Here is a 16,559-nt window from a genome sequence, read left to right as displayed (position 1 = left end):
TCTCCTGAGGTGGGGGCGGGCGAGCTTCGTCGGGGGTCGCGCATCGTGAGACTACCTGGTCATCGGGTCAGTTCCAGTCGGCGGCGACGGCGTAGCCGGTGGCGTCGGCGGACCGGCCGAAGGCGTATCCGGAGTCCCGGGGCGGGTATCCGCGGGTGCCGTCGTAGCCGCTGTGGCCGTCGTAGCCCTCGTACTCCTCGCCCTCGTCGAGGTCCTCGGGGACCAGGCTCCAGACGATGAGGTCGGTGCGGGTCTCGGTCCAGCCGCCGTCGGCCGCCTGGGTGCGCACTATCCACGCGTTGCGCAGGACGCCTTCGCTGATGCAACCGATCTTCTGGGCGACCTGCTGGGAGGCGGTGTTGTCGGCGGCGGTGCGGATTTCGAGGCGCTCGAAGCCCTGGTCGCGGAAGAGCCACTGGGCGACGGCGAGGACGGACTCGCTGGCGTAGCCCTCGCCCCGGGCCCAGGGGGCGGTGACGTAACCGACCTCGGTGGTGCGGGTGCGCCAGTCGGTGTTCTGGAGGTGGACGATGCCGACGAGGCGCTGGGTGAGGAACTCGGTGACGGCGAAGACGATGCCCCGGCCGTCGGTGCGTTCCGCGTGGGACTTCCGGGTGGCCCAGCCGTGGGCGTCGGCGTGGGTGTAGGGGTGCGGTACCGGGGTCCAGGCGGTGACGTGCTCGTCGTTCATCATCTCGGCGAGCGCCGTGACGTCGTCCTCCTCGAAGGCGCGCAGCACCAGCCGGTCCGTGCTGATGGTGACGTCCGGGAAGGTGGTAGTCATGCGCAGCTCCATGCCTGAGACCGTGGTGCGACCGTGGTGCGGGACCGTTCGAGGGGGACCGTCGTGCGGGTCGTAGGCCACAGCATGCAGCATCGGCCGGGTGATGTGCAGGGCCGGGCTGCCCGGATGCGGGCAGCCCGCGGCCCCGCGTCCCCCGGAGGGGGCGCGGGGCCGGGAATCCGGCGTCTACCAGGCGGTTTTCGTCAGGAAGCGGCCGGGGCGCCGAAGGCGGGGGTGACCGAACCCTGGTACTTGTCCTGGATGAACTTCTTGACCTCGTCGGAGTTCAGGAGCTTGGCGAGCTTCTGGATGCGCGGGTCGGTCTGCTTGCCGTCCTTGACCGCCAGGAAGTTGGCGTACGGGTTGCCCTCGGCCTTCTCCAGGGCCAGGGCGTCCTTGGCGGGCGAGAGCTTGGCCTCGATGGCGTAGTTGCCGTTGATGACGGCGGCGTCCACGTCGTTCAGGGCGCGCGGGACCGTGGCGGCCTCCAGCTCCTTGAACTCCAGGCCCTTCTTGTCGGTGATGTCGGAGAGCTTGGCGTTGGTGCCGACGCCGTCCTTGAGGGTGATCAGCTTGTTCGCGGCGAGCAGCTGGAGCGCGCGGCCCTCGTTGGTGGTGTCGTTGGGGACGGCGACGGTCTGGCCGGCCTTGATGTCGGAGAGGGCCTTGACCTTCTTGGAGTAGAGGCCGAGGGGCTCCAGGTGCACGTTCACGACGGGCACGATGTGGGTGCCGTTCTTCTTGTTGAAGTCGTCGAGGTACGGCTTGTGCTGGAAGTAGTTGCCGTCGACCTGGCCCTGCTCGGTGGCGGTGTTGGGCAGGACGTAGTCCGTGAACTCCTTCACCTCCAGCTTGAGGCCTTCCTTGGCGGCGAGGTTGTCCTTGACGAACTTCAGGATGTCGGCGTGCGGGGTCGGGGACGCCGCGATGACGAGGGGCTTGCTCTCGTCGGCCTTGCCGCCGTCGGCCTTGGCCGTGGAGGGGTCCGAGGAGCTGCCGCAGGCGGTGAGGCCGAGGGCGAGCGCGGCGGAGGCGGCGGCGAAGGCGGTGAGCTTGACGTTCTTACGCACGAAGAGTGCCTTTCTGGCGGTACGGGTCCGGTGGGGACCCGCTGGTGGTGGCCCAAGCACGACAAGTGCGGGCTCTTTTGTGGGGGAAGGTTCAGACGGTCCGGCCGCGGCGGGCGAGGACGCGCACCACGCCGTCGCCGATCAGCTGGATCACCGTGACGAGGGCGATCAGCACGACGACGGTGGCGACCATGAAGCCGGTCTCGAAGCGCTGGAAGCCGTACGTGATGGCCTTGGAGCCGAGTCCCTCGCCGCCGACCGCGCCGGCCATGGCCGAGTAGCCGACCAGGGTGATCACGGTGGTGGTGACGGCGGCGACCAGCGAGGGCAGGGACTGCGGGAGCAGGACCTTGCCGACGAGGGTGGGGATGCCGCCGCCCATGGACTCGACGGCCTCGATCAGGCCGTGGTCGACCTCACGGACGGCCGTCTCGACGAGGCGGGCGAAGAAGGGGATGGCCCCGATGGCGAGCGGGACGATCATCGCGGTGGGGCCGATGAAGGTGCCGACGACGGCGGTCGTGACCGGGATCAGGGCGATCAGCAGGATGATGAAGGGCAGCGAGCGGCCCACGTTCACTATCGCGCCGAGGACCTTGTTGAGCGGCCGGTTCTGCAGGAGGCCGCCCTTGTCGGTGAGGACGAGGAGGATGCCGACGGGCAGTCCGCCGAGGACGGTCACCAGGGTGGACCACAGCACCATGTACAGGGTGTCGTAGGTGCCCTGGGTGAGCAGGGGCTGCATCTCGGACCAGGTCACTTGGCACCATCCTTGACCAGTGCGGCCAGTTCGTCGTCGATCTCGTCGGCCGCGGCGTCGGCGTCGTCGACCACGTCCACCTGGAGGCCCTGCTCGCGCAGGAAGCCGACGGGCACGACGTTGTCCTCGTAGCGGCCGGGCAGTTCGATGCGCATCCGGCCGATCTGGCGGCCGGCGACGGTGTCCATCGCGGCGCCGAGGATCGAGATGTCGATGTTGTACGTGCGCGACAGCTGGGAGATGACCGGCTGGGTGGCGGCCTCTCCGTGGAAGGTGACGTCGACGACGGTGCGGTCGGGGCCGGTGGCGGCGCCGCTGACGGGGAAGAGTTCGGCGGCGAGCTCGGAGCCGGGGGTGGCGAGCAGTTCCGCGACGGTGCCCGATTCGATGATCCGGCCCCGCTTCATCAGCGCGGCGGAGTCGCAGACGGCCTTGACCACGTCCATCTCGTGGGTGATGAGCAGGACGGTCAGGCCGAGCTGGCGGTTGAGGTCGCGCAGCAGCTGCAGGATCGAGCGGGTGGTCTCGGGGTCCAGGGCGCTGGTGGCCTCGTCGGAGAGCAGCACCTTGGGGTCGCCGGCCAGGGCGCGGGCGATGCCGACGCGCTGCTTCTGGCCGCCGGAGAGCTGGGTGGGGTAGGCCTTGGCCTTGTCGGCGAGGCCGACGAGGTCGAGGAGTTCCAGGGCCTTGCGCGAGCGCTCGCGGCCGGAGACGCCGAGGATCTCCAGGGGCAGCTCGATGTTGGCCTGCACGGTGCGCGAGGACAGCAGGTTGAAGTGCTGGAACACCATGCCGATGCGGCTGCGGGCCTCGCGCAGTTCCTTGCCGGCGCGGCGGCCGCGGCCGGCCAGCGCGGTGAGGTCGACGCCGTCGACGGTGACCGTGCCGGTGGTGGGGCGCTCCAGCAGGTTCACGCAGCGGATCAGGGAGGACTTGCCGGCGCCGCTCTGGCCGATGACTCCGTATACCTCGCCCTCGCGGACGTGCAGGTCGACGCCGTCCAGGGCGGTGACCTCACGGCCACGGGACTGGTAGACCTTCGTGAGGCCCGATGTGGTGATCACAGGAATTCCGTCGCTGTCGAGTGCACGGCGTGCGGGTGCCGTGCACGGGGCAAACATCTGGGGACGCGATACGGGTCGAACCGTCGGAAAGGGGATGGCGTCGACGCGTGCGCGGGGCAGGAGCGGTCCGTACGGCCCGTCAGGTGGTGACGGCTGCTGCGGAACGGCTCGGCCGGTCTCGCTTCGGGGCGCGAGACTGCAGGAAGGGGGCCCTCAGAAGGCGCGCATTCGACACATACAACGAGCACCGGGCGTCATCGTCGCCTCGGTCGCAAGGGTGCGGCTGCTCGTCGTGGTCATGGGCCCCAGTAAAGCAGACATGGCGACTCATCGATCCACAGTGTCCGCATACCGGACGGATTCCGGCCGCATTACGGACGACATCGGTCGTGCCCGGCCCTCCGTCCCGAGCGGCGCTCCGGCGGCCCCGACCAGTGCGGACACGGCCCGGAGGTCCCCGGCGACCGCGTCCGCGCCGGGTCCGCCGGCGGGGTGCGCTGTGGTCAAGACCACGGTCCGCGTCCCGGCCGCCGGCGCCCCGGCCCGTACCGGCGAGGGGCGGGCGCACCGGGTCCTGCGGCCCGTAATACCCTCGCTGCATGCTCGACGCCCTGACGGCCGCCATCGGCGTGGCCGCCCTCGCCCTCGCCGCCTGGTGCGGTCACGCCGTGTGGCGGGACCAGCCGACCAAGGACTGGCATTTCATCGGCATGGCCGTGGTGACCCTCCTGGTCCTGGCCCAGCTGGTGGTCGGCCTGGTGCAGCTGGCCCGGGGCGAGAGGCCCGCACAGGGCACGGTGCTCTTCGTCGCCTATCTGGTGGGCGCCTTCGCGGCGGTCCCGGCCGCCGGGATGCTCTCGCTGAGCGAACGGACCAAATGGGGTTCGGTGACGGTGGCCGCGGGCGCGGTCGTCCTCGCCGTCCTCGAAGTACGGCTCTACGACATCTGGGGAACCGCCGGTGCCTGACGACACGAAGACCGCGACGGCGGAGGCCTCCGGGACCCCCGGGCGCAAGCGGCTGGTCTCCGGTCCGGGACTGCTGCTGGTGTGGCTCTACGGGGTGATGGTGGTCGGCGCGGTCTCGCGCTCGGCCTACCAGATCTCCACCGAGTTCGACCGGGCCCCGCTGGCGTACGCGCTGTCCGGGGCCGCGGCCCTGGCGTACGCCTTCATCACGTACTCGCTGGTGCGCGGCGGGGAGAAGGCCCGCAAGGCGGCGCTGGTCTGCTGCGCGGCCGAACTGGCGGGCGTGCTGGCCGTCGGCACCTGGACCCTGGTGCGGCCCGAGTCCTTCCCCGACGCCACCGTGTGGTCGGAGTTCGGGATGGGCTACCTGTTCATCCCCGTGATCCTGCCGGTGACCGGGATGATCTGGCTCCGCTCGAAGCGCTGACGCCCTCGGCCCGCCCGTCCCGTCCGTCCGGCCGGTGGCGGCCGGGCGCCCCGTGGGACGGCCCGGCCGGAACCTACGCGCTGACGGCGAAGTCGGTGGCCTCCGCGGCCTCCTTCTCCAGGATCACCAGGTGCACGCCGTCGGAGGCGGTGCGGTTGCCGACCTGCGCGTAACCGGCCTTGCGGTAGAGGCGCAGGTTCGACTCGCTCTTGACGCCCGTGTGGAGGCGGAAGCGGGTCGCGGCGCCGTGGCCCGCGAGGGCCTCCTCCACTGCGCGCAGCAGCCGCGCGCCCAGTCCGTGGCCCTGGAGGCGCGGGTGCACGCACAGCTTGGCGATGCTCGCGGTGCCGTCCTCGCCGATGCTGCCGCGCACCGTGCCGACCACCTCGTCGCCCAGCCGGGCCACCAGGACGGTGTCCGAGGCGAGCTCCGCCTTCAGGGAGTCCAGGGACTGGGTGAGCGGCTGGATGAGGTAGTTGCCGTACAGCTCGGCCTCCCGCTGGAACGCCAGATACTGCAGCTTGAAGATCTGCTCGGCGTCTTCGGCGGCCGCCGCCGAAATGGTCACGCTCATGCCCATGTGCGCATGCCTCCCGCTCACCTGGTGGCTCTCCGGTCTACCGCTCCTTTCCCCACGGGCCAGGAGCCGCAACCTCTGCAGCGAGCATTCTGCGCAGACATCCCAGGCAACGGGAACGGACCGGTCCCAAACTTCCTTGTGAGATACCCAACTCTCCTGCGATTTCACGGTAAGTGAGGTCTCTTGGCGAAAGAAGTGCCCCTATGAGCTGGGGACAACGTCCGGGCAATCGGGCGACCGCCGATCGGAGGGCCCGGTTCTCCTCGCCGTGCAGCAGGGCGTCCTCGGGCTCGCCGGCCGCCGCGGCGGGCGTGGGCGCGGCTCCGTAGGGGACCTCGCGCCGGGCCCGCCTGCGGGCGAGCCGCGCCTCCGCGCGCACCGCCCGCCGCAGCCAGCGGGCACGGCCGTTGGGGTCGGGGGCGCACGGGCCGCGTTCCAGCAGCCTGACCCAGACGGCTTGTTCCAGGTCCGCGGCCTCCACCCCGGCGGCCGGGGCCTCCGCGGCCGCCTCGGCGGAGAGCAGCGGGCCCAGTTCCCGGAGCAGTTCGCTCTCCGGCCGGCCGGTCTCGGGCAGGTCCGGTTCCTTCAGCAGGTCCATGCCGGGCGGGACGAGCGGACGGGTCCCGGCGGTTTCCCCGCCGGGAAGGGCACACCCGTACGGGGAAGCGGCGCTAGCGGTTGACGCCGCGTCCGGGGCGGAAGGCCTCCGCCGCGAGGACACCGGTGTCGGGGTTGTCGGTGAAGATGCCGTCGACGCCCAGTTCGAAGTACCGCTTGAAGGCGCCGAAGGCGTCCCCGTAGGCGGCCGGATCGGTGCCCTTGCGGAACTCGGCGGGCAGGAAGCTGTTCTCGTTGCGCGCGGTGTACGGGTGCAGCACCAGGCCCCGCGCGTGCGCGTCCTTGACCAGGGTGGTCGGCTCGCCGAGCCGGCCGTCGGCGGTGCGCGGCACGATCAGGTCCAGGGCCGGGCCGATGCCCTGGGCGAAGCCGGCGATCCACCGCAGTCCCTCGGGCTTGACCAGGTCCGCGACGGTACGGGGGTCCTTGGCCACCTCGAAGTCCCAGGGCCGGGTGTTCGCCGCGCCGAGCAGCGCCACGCGCGGCGCGGACACCAGGCGGGAGAGCCGCTGGAGGCTGGAGGGCTCGAAGGACTGGAGGAAGACGGCGGCGTCCCGGCCGTCGCGTCCGTAGCGGCGCAGCAGCTTCGCGAGGGGCTCCTCCAGGCCGAGGCCCAGACCCCGGAAGTAGGTGGGGTGCTTGGTCTCGACGTGGAGCCATACCCGCTTGTCGCGCTGGCGGCTCTCGCGGTTGGCCCAGCGCAGCACCTCTTCGAAGGTGGGGACGGCCCAGCGGCCGTCGTAGAGGGTGTTGCGCTGGCGGACGGCGGGGATGCGCTCCTTGGCGCGCAGGGTCTTCAGCTCGGCGAGGGTGAAGTCCTCGGTGAACCAGCCGGTGACGGAGACCCCGTCGACGTTCTTGGTGGTGCGCCGGGCGGCGAACTCGGGATGGTCGCCGACGTCGGTGGTGCCGCCGATCTCGTTCTCGTGACGGCACACCAGGTGGCCGTCCTTGGTGGGGACGAGGTCCTGTTCTATGACGTCGGCCCCCAGGTCGAGGGCGAGCTGGTAGGAGCCGAGGGTGTGCTCGGGCCGGTATCCGCTGGAGCCCCGGTGGCCGATGACCGTCGGGACGGGGAGGTCACGGTAGCCGCCCTCGTCGTGTCCGCCGTCGGTGGCGGCGGCGGCGCTGCCCGCCGCCAGTCCGGTGATTCCGGTTCCGGCCGCCAGGACCGCCGCTCCCAGGACCGTGCGCCGTGCTGCCCCACCCTGCGTCATGAGTGCTCTCCTCATCGTGAAACGGGCCCGGGCCCCGGGATCTCCGGGTCGCGCGGCCCGAAATCGGCCTGCCGATCGTAGGCAAGGAGGGATGGCGGGAGGGTGGGCGTGGCGGGAACACGACGGAAACGTGCGTCAACACGATGTATCTACCACGTGAACCCGATGTGCGATCAGCCGTGAGCCGCGAGTATCGTCCTCACCTGCACTACCGCCGTGTGGTGCGAAAGCCGCTTTTCGATGCCGGAGGGCTCACGTTGTTCCGTACCGCGCTCATCAAAGCCACTGTCGGACCGGTCATTCGCCTGATCATCCGCACCAGGGTGGAGGGCATCGAGAACATTCCGGGCACCGGCCCGGTGATCCTGGCGGGCAATCACCTCACCTTCATCGACTCGATGATCCTGCCGCTGGTGTGCGACCGCACGGTCCACTTCATCGGCAAGGACGAGTACGTGAAGGGCAAGGGCCTCAAGGGACGCCTGATGGCCTGGTTCTTCACCGGCGCCGGCATGATCCCCGTGGACCGCGACGGCGCGAACGGCGGAGTCGCCGCGCTGATGACGGGTCGCAGGATCCTGGAGGAGGGCAAGATCTTCGGCATCTACCCCGAGGGCACCCGCTCCCCCGACGGCCGCCTGTACCGGGGCCGCACCGGCATCGCCCGCCTCACCCTGATGACGGGCGCCCCCGTGGTCCCCTTCGCGGTGATCGGCACCGACAAGCTCCAGCCGGGCGGCGCGGGCATGCCGCGACCGGGCCGGGTCACCGTCCGCTTCGGCGAGCCGATGGAGTTCTCCCGCTACGAGGGCATGGACCGCGACCGCTACGTCCTGCGCGCCGTCACCGACTCGGTGATGGCGGAGGTCATGCGCCTGTCGGGTCAGGAGTACGTGGACATGTACGCCACCAAGGCGAAGGCCGCGTAGCGCCCCTACTGCCGCTGGAGTGACCGGCTGACGCCCGCCGCCGTGGTGGTGGCGAGGACCCAGCCGGTCACGATCAGCAGGTACGACAGCCACTGGTACCAGCCGGCCGGCGCGTAGGCGGACTCCTGGCCGAAGCCGATGATCGGCAGCATCAGGTCGATCGTGTAGAACACGGCGTTGAAGTCCGGCGCCTCCCCCGCCTTCAGCGGCCGGGGCGCGTGCAGGGCGTAGGCGACCGAGCCCACGAGCAGCAGCGCCAGCAGCCAGCCCGCCGCGCGCAGCGGCCGGAAGCCGTAGCCGACGGTGACGTCCTGGAGCTGTCCCCACAGCCGCCCGTGCGGGGGCAGGGTGCGGCGGTGGCGCCGCAGCTTGGCGAGCTGGACGGTCCGGGCGGCCGCCTCGTCCCCCGCCATGCGGTAGGCCGCGGCGAGCTGTTCGTAGGCGTACGGGAGGTAGCCCGACTCCTCCCGCTCCAGCGCGGGCAGCCGCTCCTCGGCGGGCAGGTGGGGGGCGAGGGTGCGGTAGCTGAGGCCGTCGATGCGGATCTTCTCCGGCCAGGTGGCGCTCGGCACGTGCAGCATGTCGAAGTGGGAGCGGCGCAGGTTGACCAGGCCCTCGACGGGCGGGCAGTTGCGCAGCCACATCTCGCCGACGGCGCAGCTGGAGGCGCGCAGGGCGACGCCGTCGGGGTTGACGAAGGTGACGTACGCGAAGTTGAGCTGGCCCGGTATACGGGAGCCGGTGAGGTTGACCATCCCGTGGGCCTCCATCCGCTGGGCCCGCAGGTCCGTCCCGACGGTCAGCGTCTCGGCGTGCAGCGCGATCCCGCCGGGGGCGAGCAGGCGGGCCCGGTCCAGGCTGACCTGGCCCCCGACGGTGGCGCCGTTGAGGCGCAGCTGGCCGTGGACGGTCAGGTCGTTCGCGATGATGTCGGTGCCGACCTCGACGTGGTTGAGCTGGAGCGGGGGTTCGTCCGCCTCGTCGCCCGCCGTCGGCCCGATCACCGCTCCCTGGAGGAAGAGGCCGCCGGCCAGCTTGGCGCCCTGGAGGCGTACGGGGCCGCTGATCCGGCAGCAGGAGAGCCGCAGGACCACGTCGACGCGGACCGTGGCGGCGGTGAGGCCCGGGAGGGTGGAGTAACCGAGGACCAGCGCCTTCAGCTGGGCCCCGTACAGCAGGGGTTTGCGTTCGAACCAGCAGTCGCGCAGCCGGATGGCGTGGTCGACGACCGCGTACCGGAGGTCGAGCTTGCCGACGATCCGCGCGCCCTTGATCTTCAGTCCGGCGACCCGGCCCTCCTCGGCGGGGCCGGCGCCCAGCAGCAGGGCCCGCAGCACCTCGGCCCGGACGGTGCGCTCCGGGCCCCATCCGGCCCCGTCCACGGAGCTGTCCTCGGGGTGTTCCCTGAAGTCGACGCCGTCGCCGCGCGGGAAGGCTTCCCACACACGGCGTTCGGCCGGGGTCAGATCGGTGATCTCCATCGCCGGGATGGTGTCCCGGCCGTCGATGCCATGTCAACCACGGCCGGAAATCGCTCCCCTGGCGGTACGTCAGTGCTCGACGCCGTCCTGCAGTTCCTGGCCCTTGAGCAGGAACCAGGCTGCCGCGGCGGTGGCGAGCAGGACGGCCGCGCCGACGCCGGAGGCGAGCCGCAGCCCGTCCACGAAGGCGTCCTGGGCGGCGCCGACCATCTGCGCGCCCGTCTGCGGGTCGAGGGCCTTGGCGGCCTCCACGGCCCCGCCGAGGGATTCGTGCGCCGCGCCGGCCAGCGGGGCGGGCACGGAGGCGGGGGCGGTGAAGGACTGGTAGACGCCGGTCACCACGGAGCCGAGCAGGGCGATGCCGAGGGCGGCGCCGAGTTCGTACGCGGTCTCGGAGACGGCCGAGGCCGAACCGGCCTGCTCCTTGGGGACGCTGGAGAGGATCACGTCGGCGGTGACGGTGAAGGAGAACCCCGCGCCGAGGCCGACGACGAGCAGGGCCACGCCGAGCAGCGGGTAGCCGGTCTCCTTGTGGATCACCGTGAGGGCGCCCAGGGCCAGGCCGATCGCGGCGAGGCCGCCGGTGACGATGACGCGTACCGAGTACCGGCGGGCGTAGCGGCCCGCGACCAGGCCCGTGGCCACCGCGCCGATGGCGGCGGGCAGTTCGGCCAGTCCGGCCTCCAGGGGGTCGCGGCCCTGCACGAGCTGGAGGAACTGGGAGAGGAAGAAGACCAGTCCGGAGAGCCCGAACACGGTGAGCAGGTCGGCGAGGACCGCGCCGGAGAAGCCGCGGTGCCGGAAGAGCCGCATGTCGAGCAGCGGCGACGGCAGGCTGAACTGGCGCCGCACGAAGGCGTACAGGCAGGCCCCGCCGATGACGGCGGCGGCCCAGACGCCCCAGGTGAGGCCGTGGGTGGCGACGTCCTTGACGGCGTAGACCACGCCGATGACGCCGATGAGGGAGAGGGCGACGCTGACCAGGTCCCAGGGGCCGGCGACCGGGTTCCTGGACTCGGGCAGCAGCTTGATGCCGACGAGGACCAGGGCGATCATCACGGGGAGGTTGATGAGGAACACCGAGCCCCACCAGAAGTGCTGGAGCAGGGCTCCGCCGACGACCGGTCCGACGGCCGCGCCGGCCGAGGCGGTGGCGCCCCAGATGCCGATGGCGAGGCTGCGCTCGCGGGGGTCCTGGAAGATGTTCCGGATCAGCGCGAGGGTGGACGGCATCAGGGTCGCGCCGGCCACGCCGAGCAGGGCGCGGGCCACGATCATCATCTCGGGGCTGCTCGCGTACGCGTTGAGCACGGAGACGGCCCCGAAGGCCGTGGCGCCGACGAGCAGCAGCTTCTTGCGGCCCATGCGGTCGCCGAGGGAGCCCATGGAGACGAGCAGGCCGGCGATGACGAAGGAGTAGATGTCGCCGATCCACAGCAGCTGGGTGCCGGACGGCTTGAGGTCCTCGCTGAGGGAGGGGGTGGCGAGACCGAGTACGGTGGCGTCCACCGCGACCAGCAGCACGGCCAGGACGAGCACGGAGAGTGCGAGCCACCGCCCGCGGCTCTGCCCCTCCACCTCCGTCTGCCGGTTCAGCTGTTCGGTACGGCTCATTGCTCCACGCTCCGTCGTGCGCCACCGAGCAGCAGCTCGGTGATCATGTACTGGAAGTCCTTGGCGGCGACCCGGCCGTCCATCACGGCCCAGGCGCAGGTGCCGATGAGGCCGTAGAGGGCCTCGGTGAGCCAGGCGGGGCTCAGGTCGATCCGGATGTCGCCCTCCTGCTGGCCGCGCCGGAAGAGCGCGCCGACCCGGGCGTCGAGGCGGGCCCAGCCCTCGTTGACCTGGTCGCCCTCGAAGAGCTGGTTCTCGGTGACGAGGAAGGCCAGCAGTTCGGCGTTCGGCTCCGCCTGGGCGACGAGCCGCTTGAGCGCCTCCACCGCCGTGCCCTCGTCGAGGCGGGCGTTGTCGAAGGCCACCTCGAACTCGCGGATGCCGAGTTCCTCCAGGGCCCGTACGAGGGCGTCCCGCCCGGCGAAGTGCCGGTGCAGGGTCGCGCGGCCGATCCCGGCGGCGCGGGCGACCTCGTCCATCGTGGCGGTCGACTTGCGGGAAAGCAGGGCGGCCGCGTCGCGGAGCACCTGGTCACGATCCATGGCCATGAGACAAGCATACCCCGGATGAGACGTCACTGTCTCACCGAATCGAAAAATGAGCTGCCCGTCGGACAGCCGGAGAGGAAACCTGAGGACATGAAGCCCCTGCTGCTGATCGACGTCGACGGACCCCTGAACCCCTACGCGGCCAAGGCGCAGCGCCGCCCGGAGGGGTACGCCACCCACCGGATGCGGCCGACGGGCTGGCGGGAGACGGAGAGCACGAAGCCACTGCGCGTCTGGCTGAATCCCGCCCACGGGGAGCGGCTGCTCGCGCTCACGGACCGCTACGAGCTCGTCTGGGCCACGACCTGGAAGGACGAGGCGAACGACTGGATAGGCCCGCACCTGGGGCTGCCCCGGCTGCCCTTCGTCGACTGGCCGGTGATGCACGGCCGGGCGCCGCGCGGGACCTTCTGGAAGACCCAGTACCTCCTGGAGTACGCGGGCGCGCGCCCCTTCGCCTGGATCGACGACGACATCACGGCCCTGGACCACGAGTACGTCGACCGGCGCCACCCGGCACGGGCCCTGCTGCTCCGCATCGACGCGCGGATCGGCCTGGTCGGGAGCGACTTCGAGCTGCTGGCGGACTGGGCCCCGCCCGCACCCGGCGGCGACCGACGGTGATTCGGTCATCGATACCCGTAACCGGGCGCGATCATGCGGGACCGTCAACGGCCGCCGGGCACGACTAGCCCGTCGAGCGAGCGTACGCATGCGGGGCGGGCTTGATCATTTGGAGTGACTGTCGCCGTGAGGCCTTCTGCCACGGGCCGGGGAGGGAGGAGAGTCCTGCCCGGTGGGCCCTCACCCGGGGTGGGCCACCCGCACCGATTCATTTCTTCGGCAGGGAGAGAACCATGAACGGATCCAGGAAGCTGGCCCTCGGGGCCGCGGTGATGGCCCTCACCATCGGCGGCGCGGTCGCCGTGTCGTCGGCCTCGGCCGAACCGCGCCGGACCGCGCAGGCCGCGGCGGTCACCACCGCGTGGGCCAGGGTCGCCGCGAACGGCCAGGTCCTGGGCGGGCAGGGCATCACGGGGATCAACAAGTTCGGCATCGGCCGCTACAACATCACCACGTCCGGCAGCCTCAACGGGTGCGCCCTACTGGGCACCATCAACACCAACGGGGGGAACGACCCCGGGCCGGGCAGCTCGTCCATCCTGGTCGGCCAGGTGAACGGGAACACCCTCTTCATCCGCACGGCCACGCCGTCCGCGGGCGGCACCGCGGCCGTCGACAGCGACCGGCCGTTCTCGGTCAACGTCGTCTGCTGATCCCCGCGACACCGCGGGGGCGGGGGAACCGGCCGGCTCCCCCGCCCCCGCGGGAACGCTCGGGACTACTGCTTGTGGATCGCCCAGGCGTGCTGGATGACCAGGTCGGCCTTGAGCTCGGTGAGCTGGACCGCGACCGCGGACGGGGCGGTGCCGCCGCGGCCGTTGCGGGAGGCCAGGGCCCCCTCGACGTTGAGGACGGTGCGGACCTCGGGGGTCAGGTGCTCCGAGATCTTCACGAACTGGTCGTCGGTGAGCTCGTCGAGTTCGATGCCCTCGGCCTCGCAGACCTTGACGCACTCGCCGGCCACCTCGTGCGCCACCCGGAAGGGCACGCCCTGCTTGACCAGCCACTCCGCGATGTCGGTGGCGAGGGAGAAGCCCGCGGGCGCCAGCTCCTCCATCCGCTCCCGGTTGACGGTGAGCGTCGCCATCATCCCGGTGAAGGCCGGCAGCAGCACCTCAAGGGTGTCGCAGGAGTCGAAGACGGGCTCCTTGTCCTCCTGGAGGTCGCGGTTGTAGGCGAGCGGCAGGGCCTTGAGCGTGGCGAGCAGGCCGGCCAGGTTGCCGATGAGGCGGCCCGACTTGCCGCGCGCCAGCTCCGCGATGTCCGGGTTCTTCTTCTGCGGCATGATCGACGAGCCGGTGGAGAAGGCGTCGTGGAGGGTGACGAAGGAGAACTCCTTCGTGTTCCACAGGATGATCTCCTCCGCGATCCGGGACAGGTTGATGCCGATCATCGCGGTGACGAAGGCGAACTCGGCGACGAAGTCGCGGGAGGCCGTGCCGTCGATCGAGTTGCCGACCGAACCCCGCTCGAAGCCCAGGTCCGCGGCCACCTGCTCCGGGTCCAGACCGAGGGAGGAGCCGGCCAGGGCGCCCGAACCGTACGGGGAGACCGCGGTCCGGGTGTCCCACTGCCGCAGCCGCTCGGCATCCCGGGACAGGGACTGCACGTGGGCCAGCACGTGGTGGGCGAACAGCACCGGCTGCGCGTGCTGGAGGTGGGTCCGGCCCGGCATCGCCACGTCCGCGTGTGCCTCGGCCAGGCCGACCAGGGCGTCCTGGAGGTCGGCGATCAGGCCGCCGATGGTCCGCGCGTGGTCGCGCAGGTACATCCGGAAGAGGGTGGCCACCTGGTCGTTGCGCGAGCGGCCGGCCCGCAGCTTGCCGCCGAGTTCGGCGCCGAGCCGCTCCAGCAGGCCCCGCTCCAGGGCCGTGTGGACGTCCTCGTCGGCGATGGTGCCGACGAAGGAGCCGTCGGCCACGTCGGCCTCCAGCCGGTCCAGGCCGTCGATCATGCGGTCGAGTTCCTCGGCCGTGAGCAGACCCGCCTTGGCGAGCACGCGGGCGTGGGCGCGCGAGCCGGCGATGTCGTAGGGCGCCAGGCGCCAGTCGAAGTGGACCGACGCGGACAGCTTCGCGAGGGCCTCGGAGGGCCCGTCGGCGAACCGGCCGCCCCAGAGCCGGACGTCACCGTTGTTGCTGCTCACAACTACTGCTCCTCATGAGGGTGGTGGTGCGACGGCCTCCCGGCCGCGCGCAGGAAGCCAGGAAGCGGAGAGGCCGTCTCGGTACAGCGTCAAACGATTCACGGCGCGATGCGACGCGCCGTCGTGACCGGCCGCAGCGTAGGCATAACTATGCATTGCTCCGTATGTTTCGTCAATCGATGCCTGGTGCCCCACCGCTGACCAGCCCGTATATCGGGAGCGCGGCCCGCCTGCGGCCGCCTACGATCGGCGGCGGAGCAACCGGGGAGGACTTATGTGGAGCGCGGGCGAGAACGCGTCATGGGGGCGCGCCGTGGCCCGGGGGCTGCTGCGCGGGGACACCTCCCCCGTCGCGGGCAGGCTCGCCGGGAACGGGCCGGAAGCCTGGACCGCCTTCGACGAGGAGATGCGCCGGCTCCTGCGCTCCCACAGCGCGGAGATCGCCGGCAAGCGGCTGGAGGTCCGGCTGTGTCACCCCGACGGGCGGGTGCGCGCGGCCGCGCTCGCCGCATGGCGGAACCCCCCGCTGCCGCTCGTCCTGATCCGGTGCGCCGACTGGGTCCCGCAGGTCCGCGACCGCGCCCGCAGGGTCCTCGGCAGGGTGGTGGCCCGGTATCCCGCCGAGGTCCTGATCGGCATCGCCCCGTTCATCCTGCGGCTGGGCGGCCGTGAGCACGGCGCCTGGGCGGTGGAGCAGCTGGAGGCGGCCCTGTCCGGCCGCTACTCCCTCCTCGCCGCCTGGTGGCGCCCCGGACGGCCCTGTACGACGTGGAGCTGGAACGCGCTGACGCCCGAGCAGCGCGACCGCCTCCTGGAGCGCCTGCGCGGGTCCGCCGACCTGACGATCCGCCGGTTCGGCGCCCGCGTCACCCTCGCCGCCGGGCGGTTCGGCGTGCGGGAGACCGCCCGGCAGGCCGCCGCCGAGCCCGACCCGGTGACGGGCCGGATGTGGACCGACGCCGCCCTGGCGGCGATGGGGGCCGACGGGCCGGACGACGAGGCGGTCGACGCCCTCCTCGGCTCCCGCTTCGCGGCGGTACGGGCCGCCGGTGTCACCGCGCTGCGCCGGGCCGGGCGGTCGGCCGAGGCGGTGGACCACCTGGCGGACCGCGCCGGCCAGGTCCGGGCCTGCGCCCGCTGGCTGCTGCGGCAGAACGGCGGCGACCCGTACGCGTACTGCCGCGAGCTCGTCACGGACCCGGACCGGGTGAGCGGGTACGCGGTGACCGGCTTCCGCGAGGTGGCCGGACAGGCCGACGGGCCGCTGCTGCTCCCCCTGCTGCACCACCCCGACGGCGCGGTACGGGCCGCCGCCCTGGCCGCACTGCACGGGCTGGGCCTCACCGTCGAGGACGCGGTCCTGCTCGCGATGCTGGAGGACCCCTCGGCGTCGGTGGCCCGTGAGGCCGCGCTCTGCCTGCTCCCCGCGGCCGAGCGGCTGGACCCCGCCACGCTGGCCGCCCGGACCGGCCCCGAGTGGCCCGCGCACACCCGCAGGGCGGCGTTCCGGCTGCTGGAAGGCCGGGGCGGGAGCGCCGAACTGCGGTCCTGCGTCGCCATGCTGACGGACCCCGACCCGGGCCTGAGCCGGCGGGCGCGCAGCCGGGTGCTCGACTGGAACTGGCTCAGCACCCTCGACGAGGGGGAGGCGCACCAAGCGGAACTCGGCGCGCTCCTGGCGCGGTCGGCCCGGCTCCTGTCCGTCGACCGGCTGCGGCTGTGACGCCCT

Annotated in this window: 17 protein-coding genes; 6 read left to right on the top strand and 11 right to left on the bottom strand. The window is 71.8% G+C overall.

The window, feature by feature from the left end; genetic code table 11:
• Positions 1-67: 67 nt before the first annotated feature.
• From ACZ5D2_RS03805 to ACZ5D2_RS03790, 4 genes are all read right to left on the bottom strand, one after another.
• Complete coding sequence (locus ACZ5D2_RS03805; protein ID WP_468926994.1) at positions 68-784, bottom strand: GNAT family N-acetyltransferase; 717 nt, start codon at positions 782-784, stop codon at positions 68-70.
• Positions 785-987: 203 nt separating this feature from the next.
• The gene (locus ACZ5D2_RS03800) at positions 988-1,854 is read right to left on the bottom strand and encodes a MetQ/NlpA family ABC transporter substrate-binding protein (protein WP_371679381.1); all 867 of its coding nucleotides are present in this window, start codon (positions 1,852-1,854) and stop codon (positions 988-990) included.
• A 91-nt stretch (positions 1,855-1,945) separates the two neighbouring features.
• Positions 1,946-2,614 carry a methionine ABC transporter permease gene (locus tag ACZ5D2_RS03795; protein WP_371679380.1) on the bottom strand — a complete coding sequence of 223 codons (669 nt, stop codon included), beginning with the start codon at positions 2,612-2,614 and terminating at the stop codon, positions 1,946-1,948.
• Positions 2,611-3,678 (bottom strand): methionine ABC transporter ATP-binding protein, encoded by a 1,068-nt coding sequence (locus ACZ5D2_RS03790; protein ID WP_371679379.1) that lies wholly within the window; start codon positions 3,676-3,678, stop codon positions 2,611-2,613. Before ACZ5D2_RS03790 ends, ACZ5D2_RS03795 begins: the two co-directional genes overlap by 4 nt.
• 599 nt (positions 3,679-4,277) lie before the next feature.
• Here ACZ5D2_RS03790 and ACZ5D2_RS03785 point away from each other — a divergent pair.
• Both ACZ5D2_RS03785 and ACZ5D2_RS03780 read left to right on the top strand, forming a co-directional pair.
• Positions 4,278-4,646, top strand: coding sequence for a hypothetical protein (locus tag ACZ5D2_RS03785; RefSeq protein ID WP_030233799.1), 369 nt, complete (start codon positions 4,278-4,280; stop codon positions 4,644-4,646).
• Entirely contained in the window at positions 4,639-5,073 is a 435-nt protein-coding gene (locus tag ACZ5D2_RS03780; protein WP_371679378.1) for a hypothetical protein, read from the top strand. Before ACZ5D2_RS03785 ends, ACZ5D2_RS03780 begins: the two co-directional genes overlap by 8 nt.
• A 73-nt stretch (positions 5,074-5,146) precedes the next feature.
• On the opposite strand, the gene ACZ5D2_RS03775 is transcribed toward ACZ5D2_RS03780, so the two are convergent.
• From ACZ5D2_RS03775 to ACZ5D2_RS03765, 3 genes are all read right to left on the bottom strand, one after another.
• Complete coding sequence (locus ACZ5D2_RS03775; protein WP_371679377.1) at positions 5,147-5,653, bottom strand: GNAT family N-acetyltransferase; 507 nt, start codon at positions 5,651-5,653, stop codon at positions 5,147-5,149.
• 37 nt (positions 5,654-5,690) lie between these two features.
• The gene (locus ACZ5D2_RS03770; RefSeq protein WP_371679376.1) at positions 5,691-6,251 is read right to left on the bottom strand and encodes an RNA polymerase sigma factor; all 561 of its coding nucleotides are present in this window, start codon (positions 6,249-6,251) and stop codon (positions 5,691-5,693) included.
• Between the two features lie 73 nt (positions 6,252-6,324).
• Positions 6,325-7,488 carry a glycerophosphodiester phosphodiesterase gene (locus tag ACZ5D2_RS03765; protein WP_371679375.1) on the bottom strand — a complete coding sequence of 388 codons (1,164 nt, stop codon included), beginning with the start codon at positions 7,486-7,488 and terminating at the stop codon, positions 6,325-6,327.
• Positions 7,489-7,709: 221 nt separating this feature from the next.
• Between ACZ5D2_RS03765 and ACZ5D2_RS03760 the strand changes: the two genes are divergently transcribed.
• Positions 7,710-8,417, top strand: coding sequence for a lysophospholipid acyltransferase family protein (locus ACZ5D2_RS03760; protein WP_371679374.1), 708 nt, complete (start codon positions 7,710-7,712; stop codon positions 8,415-8,417).
• Between the two features lie 5 nt (positions 8,418-8,422).
• Here ACZ5D2_RS03760 and ACZ5D2_RS03755 read toward each other — a convergent pair whose 3' ends face one another.
• The 3 genes from ACZ5D2_RS03755 to ACZ5D2_RS03745 all read right to left on the bottom strand — a co-directional run bounded on the left by ACZ5D2_RS03755 (position 8,423) and on the right by ACZ5D2_RS03745 (position 12,060).
• Entirely contained in the window at positions 8,423-9,898 is a 1,476-nt protein-coding gene (locus tag ACZ5D2_RS03755; RefSeq protein ID WP_468926984.1) for a membrane-associated oxidoreductase, read from the bottom strand.
• Between the two features lie 69 nt (positions 9,899-9,967).
• Positions 9,968-11,512 (bottom strand): MFS transporter, encoded by a 1,545-nt coding sequence (locus tag ACZ5D2_RS03750; RefSeq protein WP_371679371.1) that lies wholly within the window; start codon positions 11,510-11,512, stop codon positions 9,968-9,970.
• Positions 11,509-12,060 carry a TetR/AcrR family transcriptional regulator gene (locus ACZ5D2_RS03745; RefSeq protein WP_030233780.1) on the bottom strand — a complete coding sequence of 184 codons (552 nt, stop codon included), beginning with the start codon at positions 12,058-12,060 and terminating at the stop codon, positions 11,509-11,511. Before ACZ5D2_RS03745 ends, ACZ5D2_RS03750 begins: the two co-directional genes overlap by 4 nt.
• A 90-nt stretch (positions 12,061-12,150) precedes the next feature.
• Here ACZ5D2_RS03745 and ACZ5D2_RS03740 point away from each other — a divergent pair, with 90 nt between their 5' ends.
• Complete coding sequence (locus ACZ5D2_RS03740) at positions 12,151-12,684, top strand: HAD domain-containing protein (protein ID WP_468926981.1); 534 nt, start codon at positions 12,151-12,153, stop codon at positions 12,682-12,684.
• A gap of 233 nt (positions 12,685-12,917) precedes the next feature.
• On the top strand, positions 12,918-13,337 hold the full coding sequence (locus ACZ5D2_RS03735; RefSeq protein ID WP_371679369.1) for a hypothetical protein: 420 nt from the start codon (positions 12,918-12,920) through the stop codon (positions 13,335-13,337).
• Between the two features lie 65 nt (positions 13,338-13,402).
• Here ACZ5D2_RS03735 and argH read toward each other — a convergent pair whose 3' ends face one another.
• On the bottom strand, positions 13,403-14,830 hold the full coding sequence (argH, locus tag ACZ5D2_RS03730; RefSeq protein WP_371679368.1) for an argininosuccinate lyase: 1,428 nt from the start codon (positions 14,828-14,830) through the stop codon (positions 13,403-13,405).
• Positions 14,831-15,104: 274 nt separating this feature from the next.
• Here argH and ACZ5D2_RS03725 point away from each other — a divergent pair, with 274 nt between their 5' ends.
• On the top strand, positions 15,105-16,553 hold the full coding sequence (locus ACZ5D2_RS03725) for a hypothetical protein (protein ID WP_371679367.1): 1,449 nt from the start codon (positions 15,105-15,107) through the stop codon (positions 16,551-16,553).
• The last annotated feature ends 6 nt before the right edge of the window (positions 16,554-16,559 follow it).

This window comes from Streptomyces sp. NPDC031479 (assembly GCF_055581065.1).
Note: the sequence above shows the minus strand (reverse complement) of the source record. Positions and strands in the feature narration are given on the sequence as shown.

What these genes read in the sequence shown, in the direction of transcription:
- ACZ5D2_RS03805 (WP_468926994.1), bottom strand. Translation starts at nt 784, where the DNA reads ATGACTACCACCTTCCCGGACGTCACCATCAGCACGGACCGGCTGGTG.
- ACZ5D2_RS03755 (WP_468926984.1), bottom strand. Translation starts at nt 9,898, where the DNA reads ATGGAGATCACCGATCTGACCCCGGCCGAACGCCGTGTGTGGGAAGCC.
- ACZ5D2_RS03765 (WP_371679375.1), bottom strand. Translation starts at nt 7,488, where the DNA reads ATGACGCAGGGTGGGGCAGCACGGCGCACGGTCCTGGGAGCGGCGGTC.
- ACZ5D2_RS03770 (WP_371679376.1), bottom strand. Translation starts at nt 6,251, where the DNA reads ATGGACCTGCTGAAGGAACCGGACCTGCCCGAGACCGGCCGGCCGGAG.
- ACZ5D2_RS03740 (WP_468926981.1), top strand. Translation starts at nt 12,151, where the DNA reads ATGAAGCCCCTGCTGCTGATCGACGTCGACGGACCCCTGAACCCCTAC.
- ACZ5D2_RS03785 (WP_030233799.1), top strand. Translation starts at nt 4,278, where the DNA reads ATGCTCGACGCCCTGACGGCCGCCATCGGCGTGGCCGCCCTCGCCCTC.
- ACZ5D2_RS03750 (WP_371679371.1), bottom strand. Translation starts at nt 11,512, where the DNA reads ATGAGCCGTACCGAACAGCTGAACCGGCAGACGGAGGTGGAGGGGCAG.
- ACZ5D2_RS03775 (WP_371679377.1), bottom strand. Translation starts at nt 5,653, where the DNA reads ATGGGCATGAGCGTGACCATTTCGGCGGCGGCCGCCGAAGACGCCGAG.
- ACZ5D2_RS03735 (WP_371679369.1), top strand. Translation starts at nt 12,918, where the DNA reads ATGAACGGATCCAGGAAGCTGGCCCTCGGGGCCGCGGTGATGGCCCTC.
- ACZ5D2_RS03725 (WP_371679367.1), top strand. Translation starts at nt 15,105, where the DNA reads ATGTGGAGCGCGGGCGAGAACGCGTCATGGGGGCGCGCCGTGGCCCGG.
- ACZ5D2_RS03745 (WP_030233780.1), bottom strand. Translation starts at nt 12,060, where the DNA reads ATGGCCATGGATCGTGACCAGGTGCTCCGCGACGCGGCCGCCCTGCTT.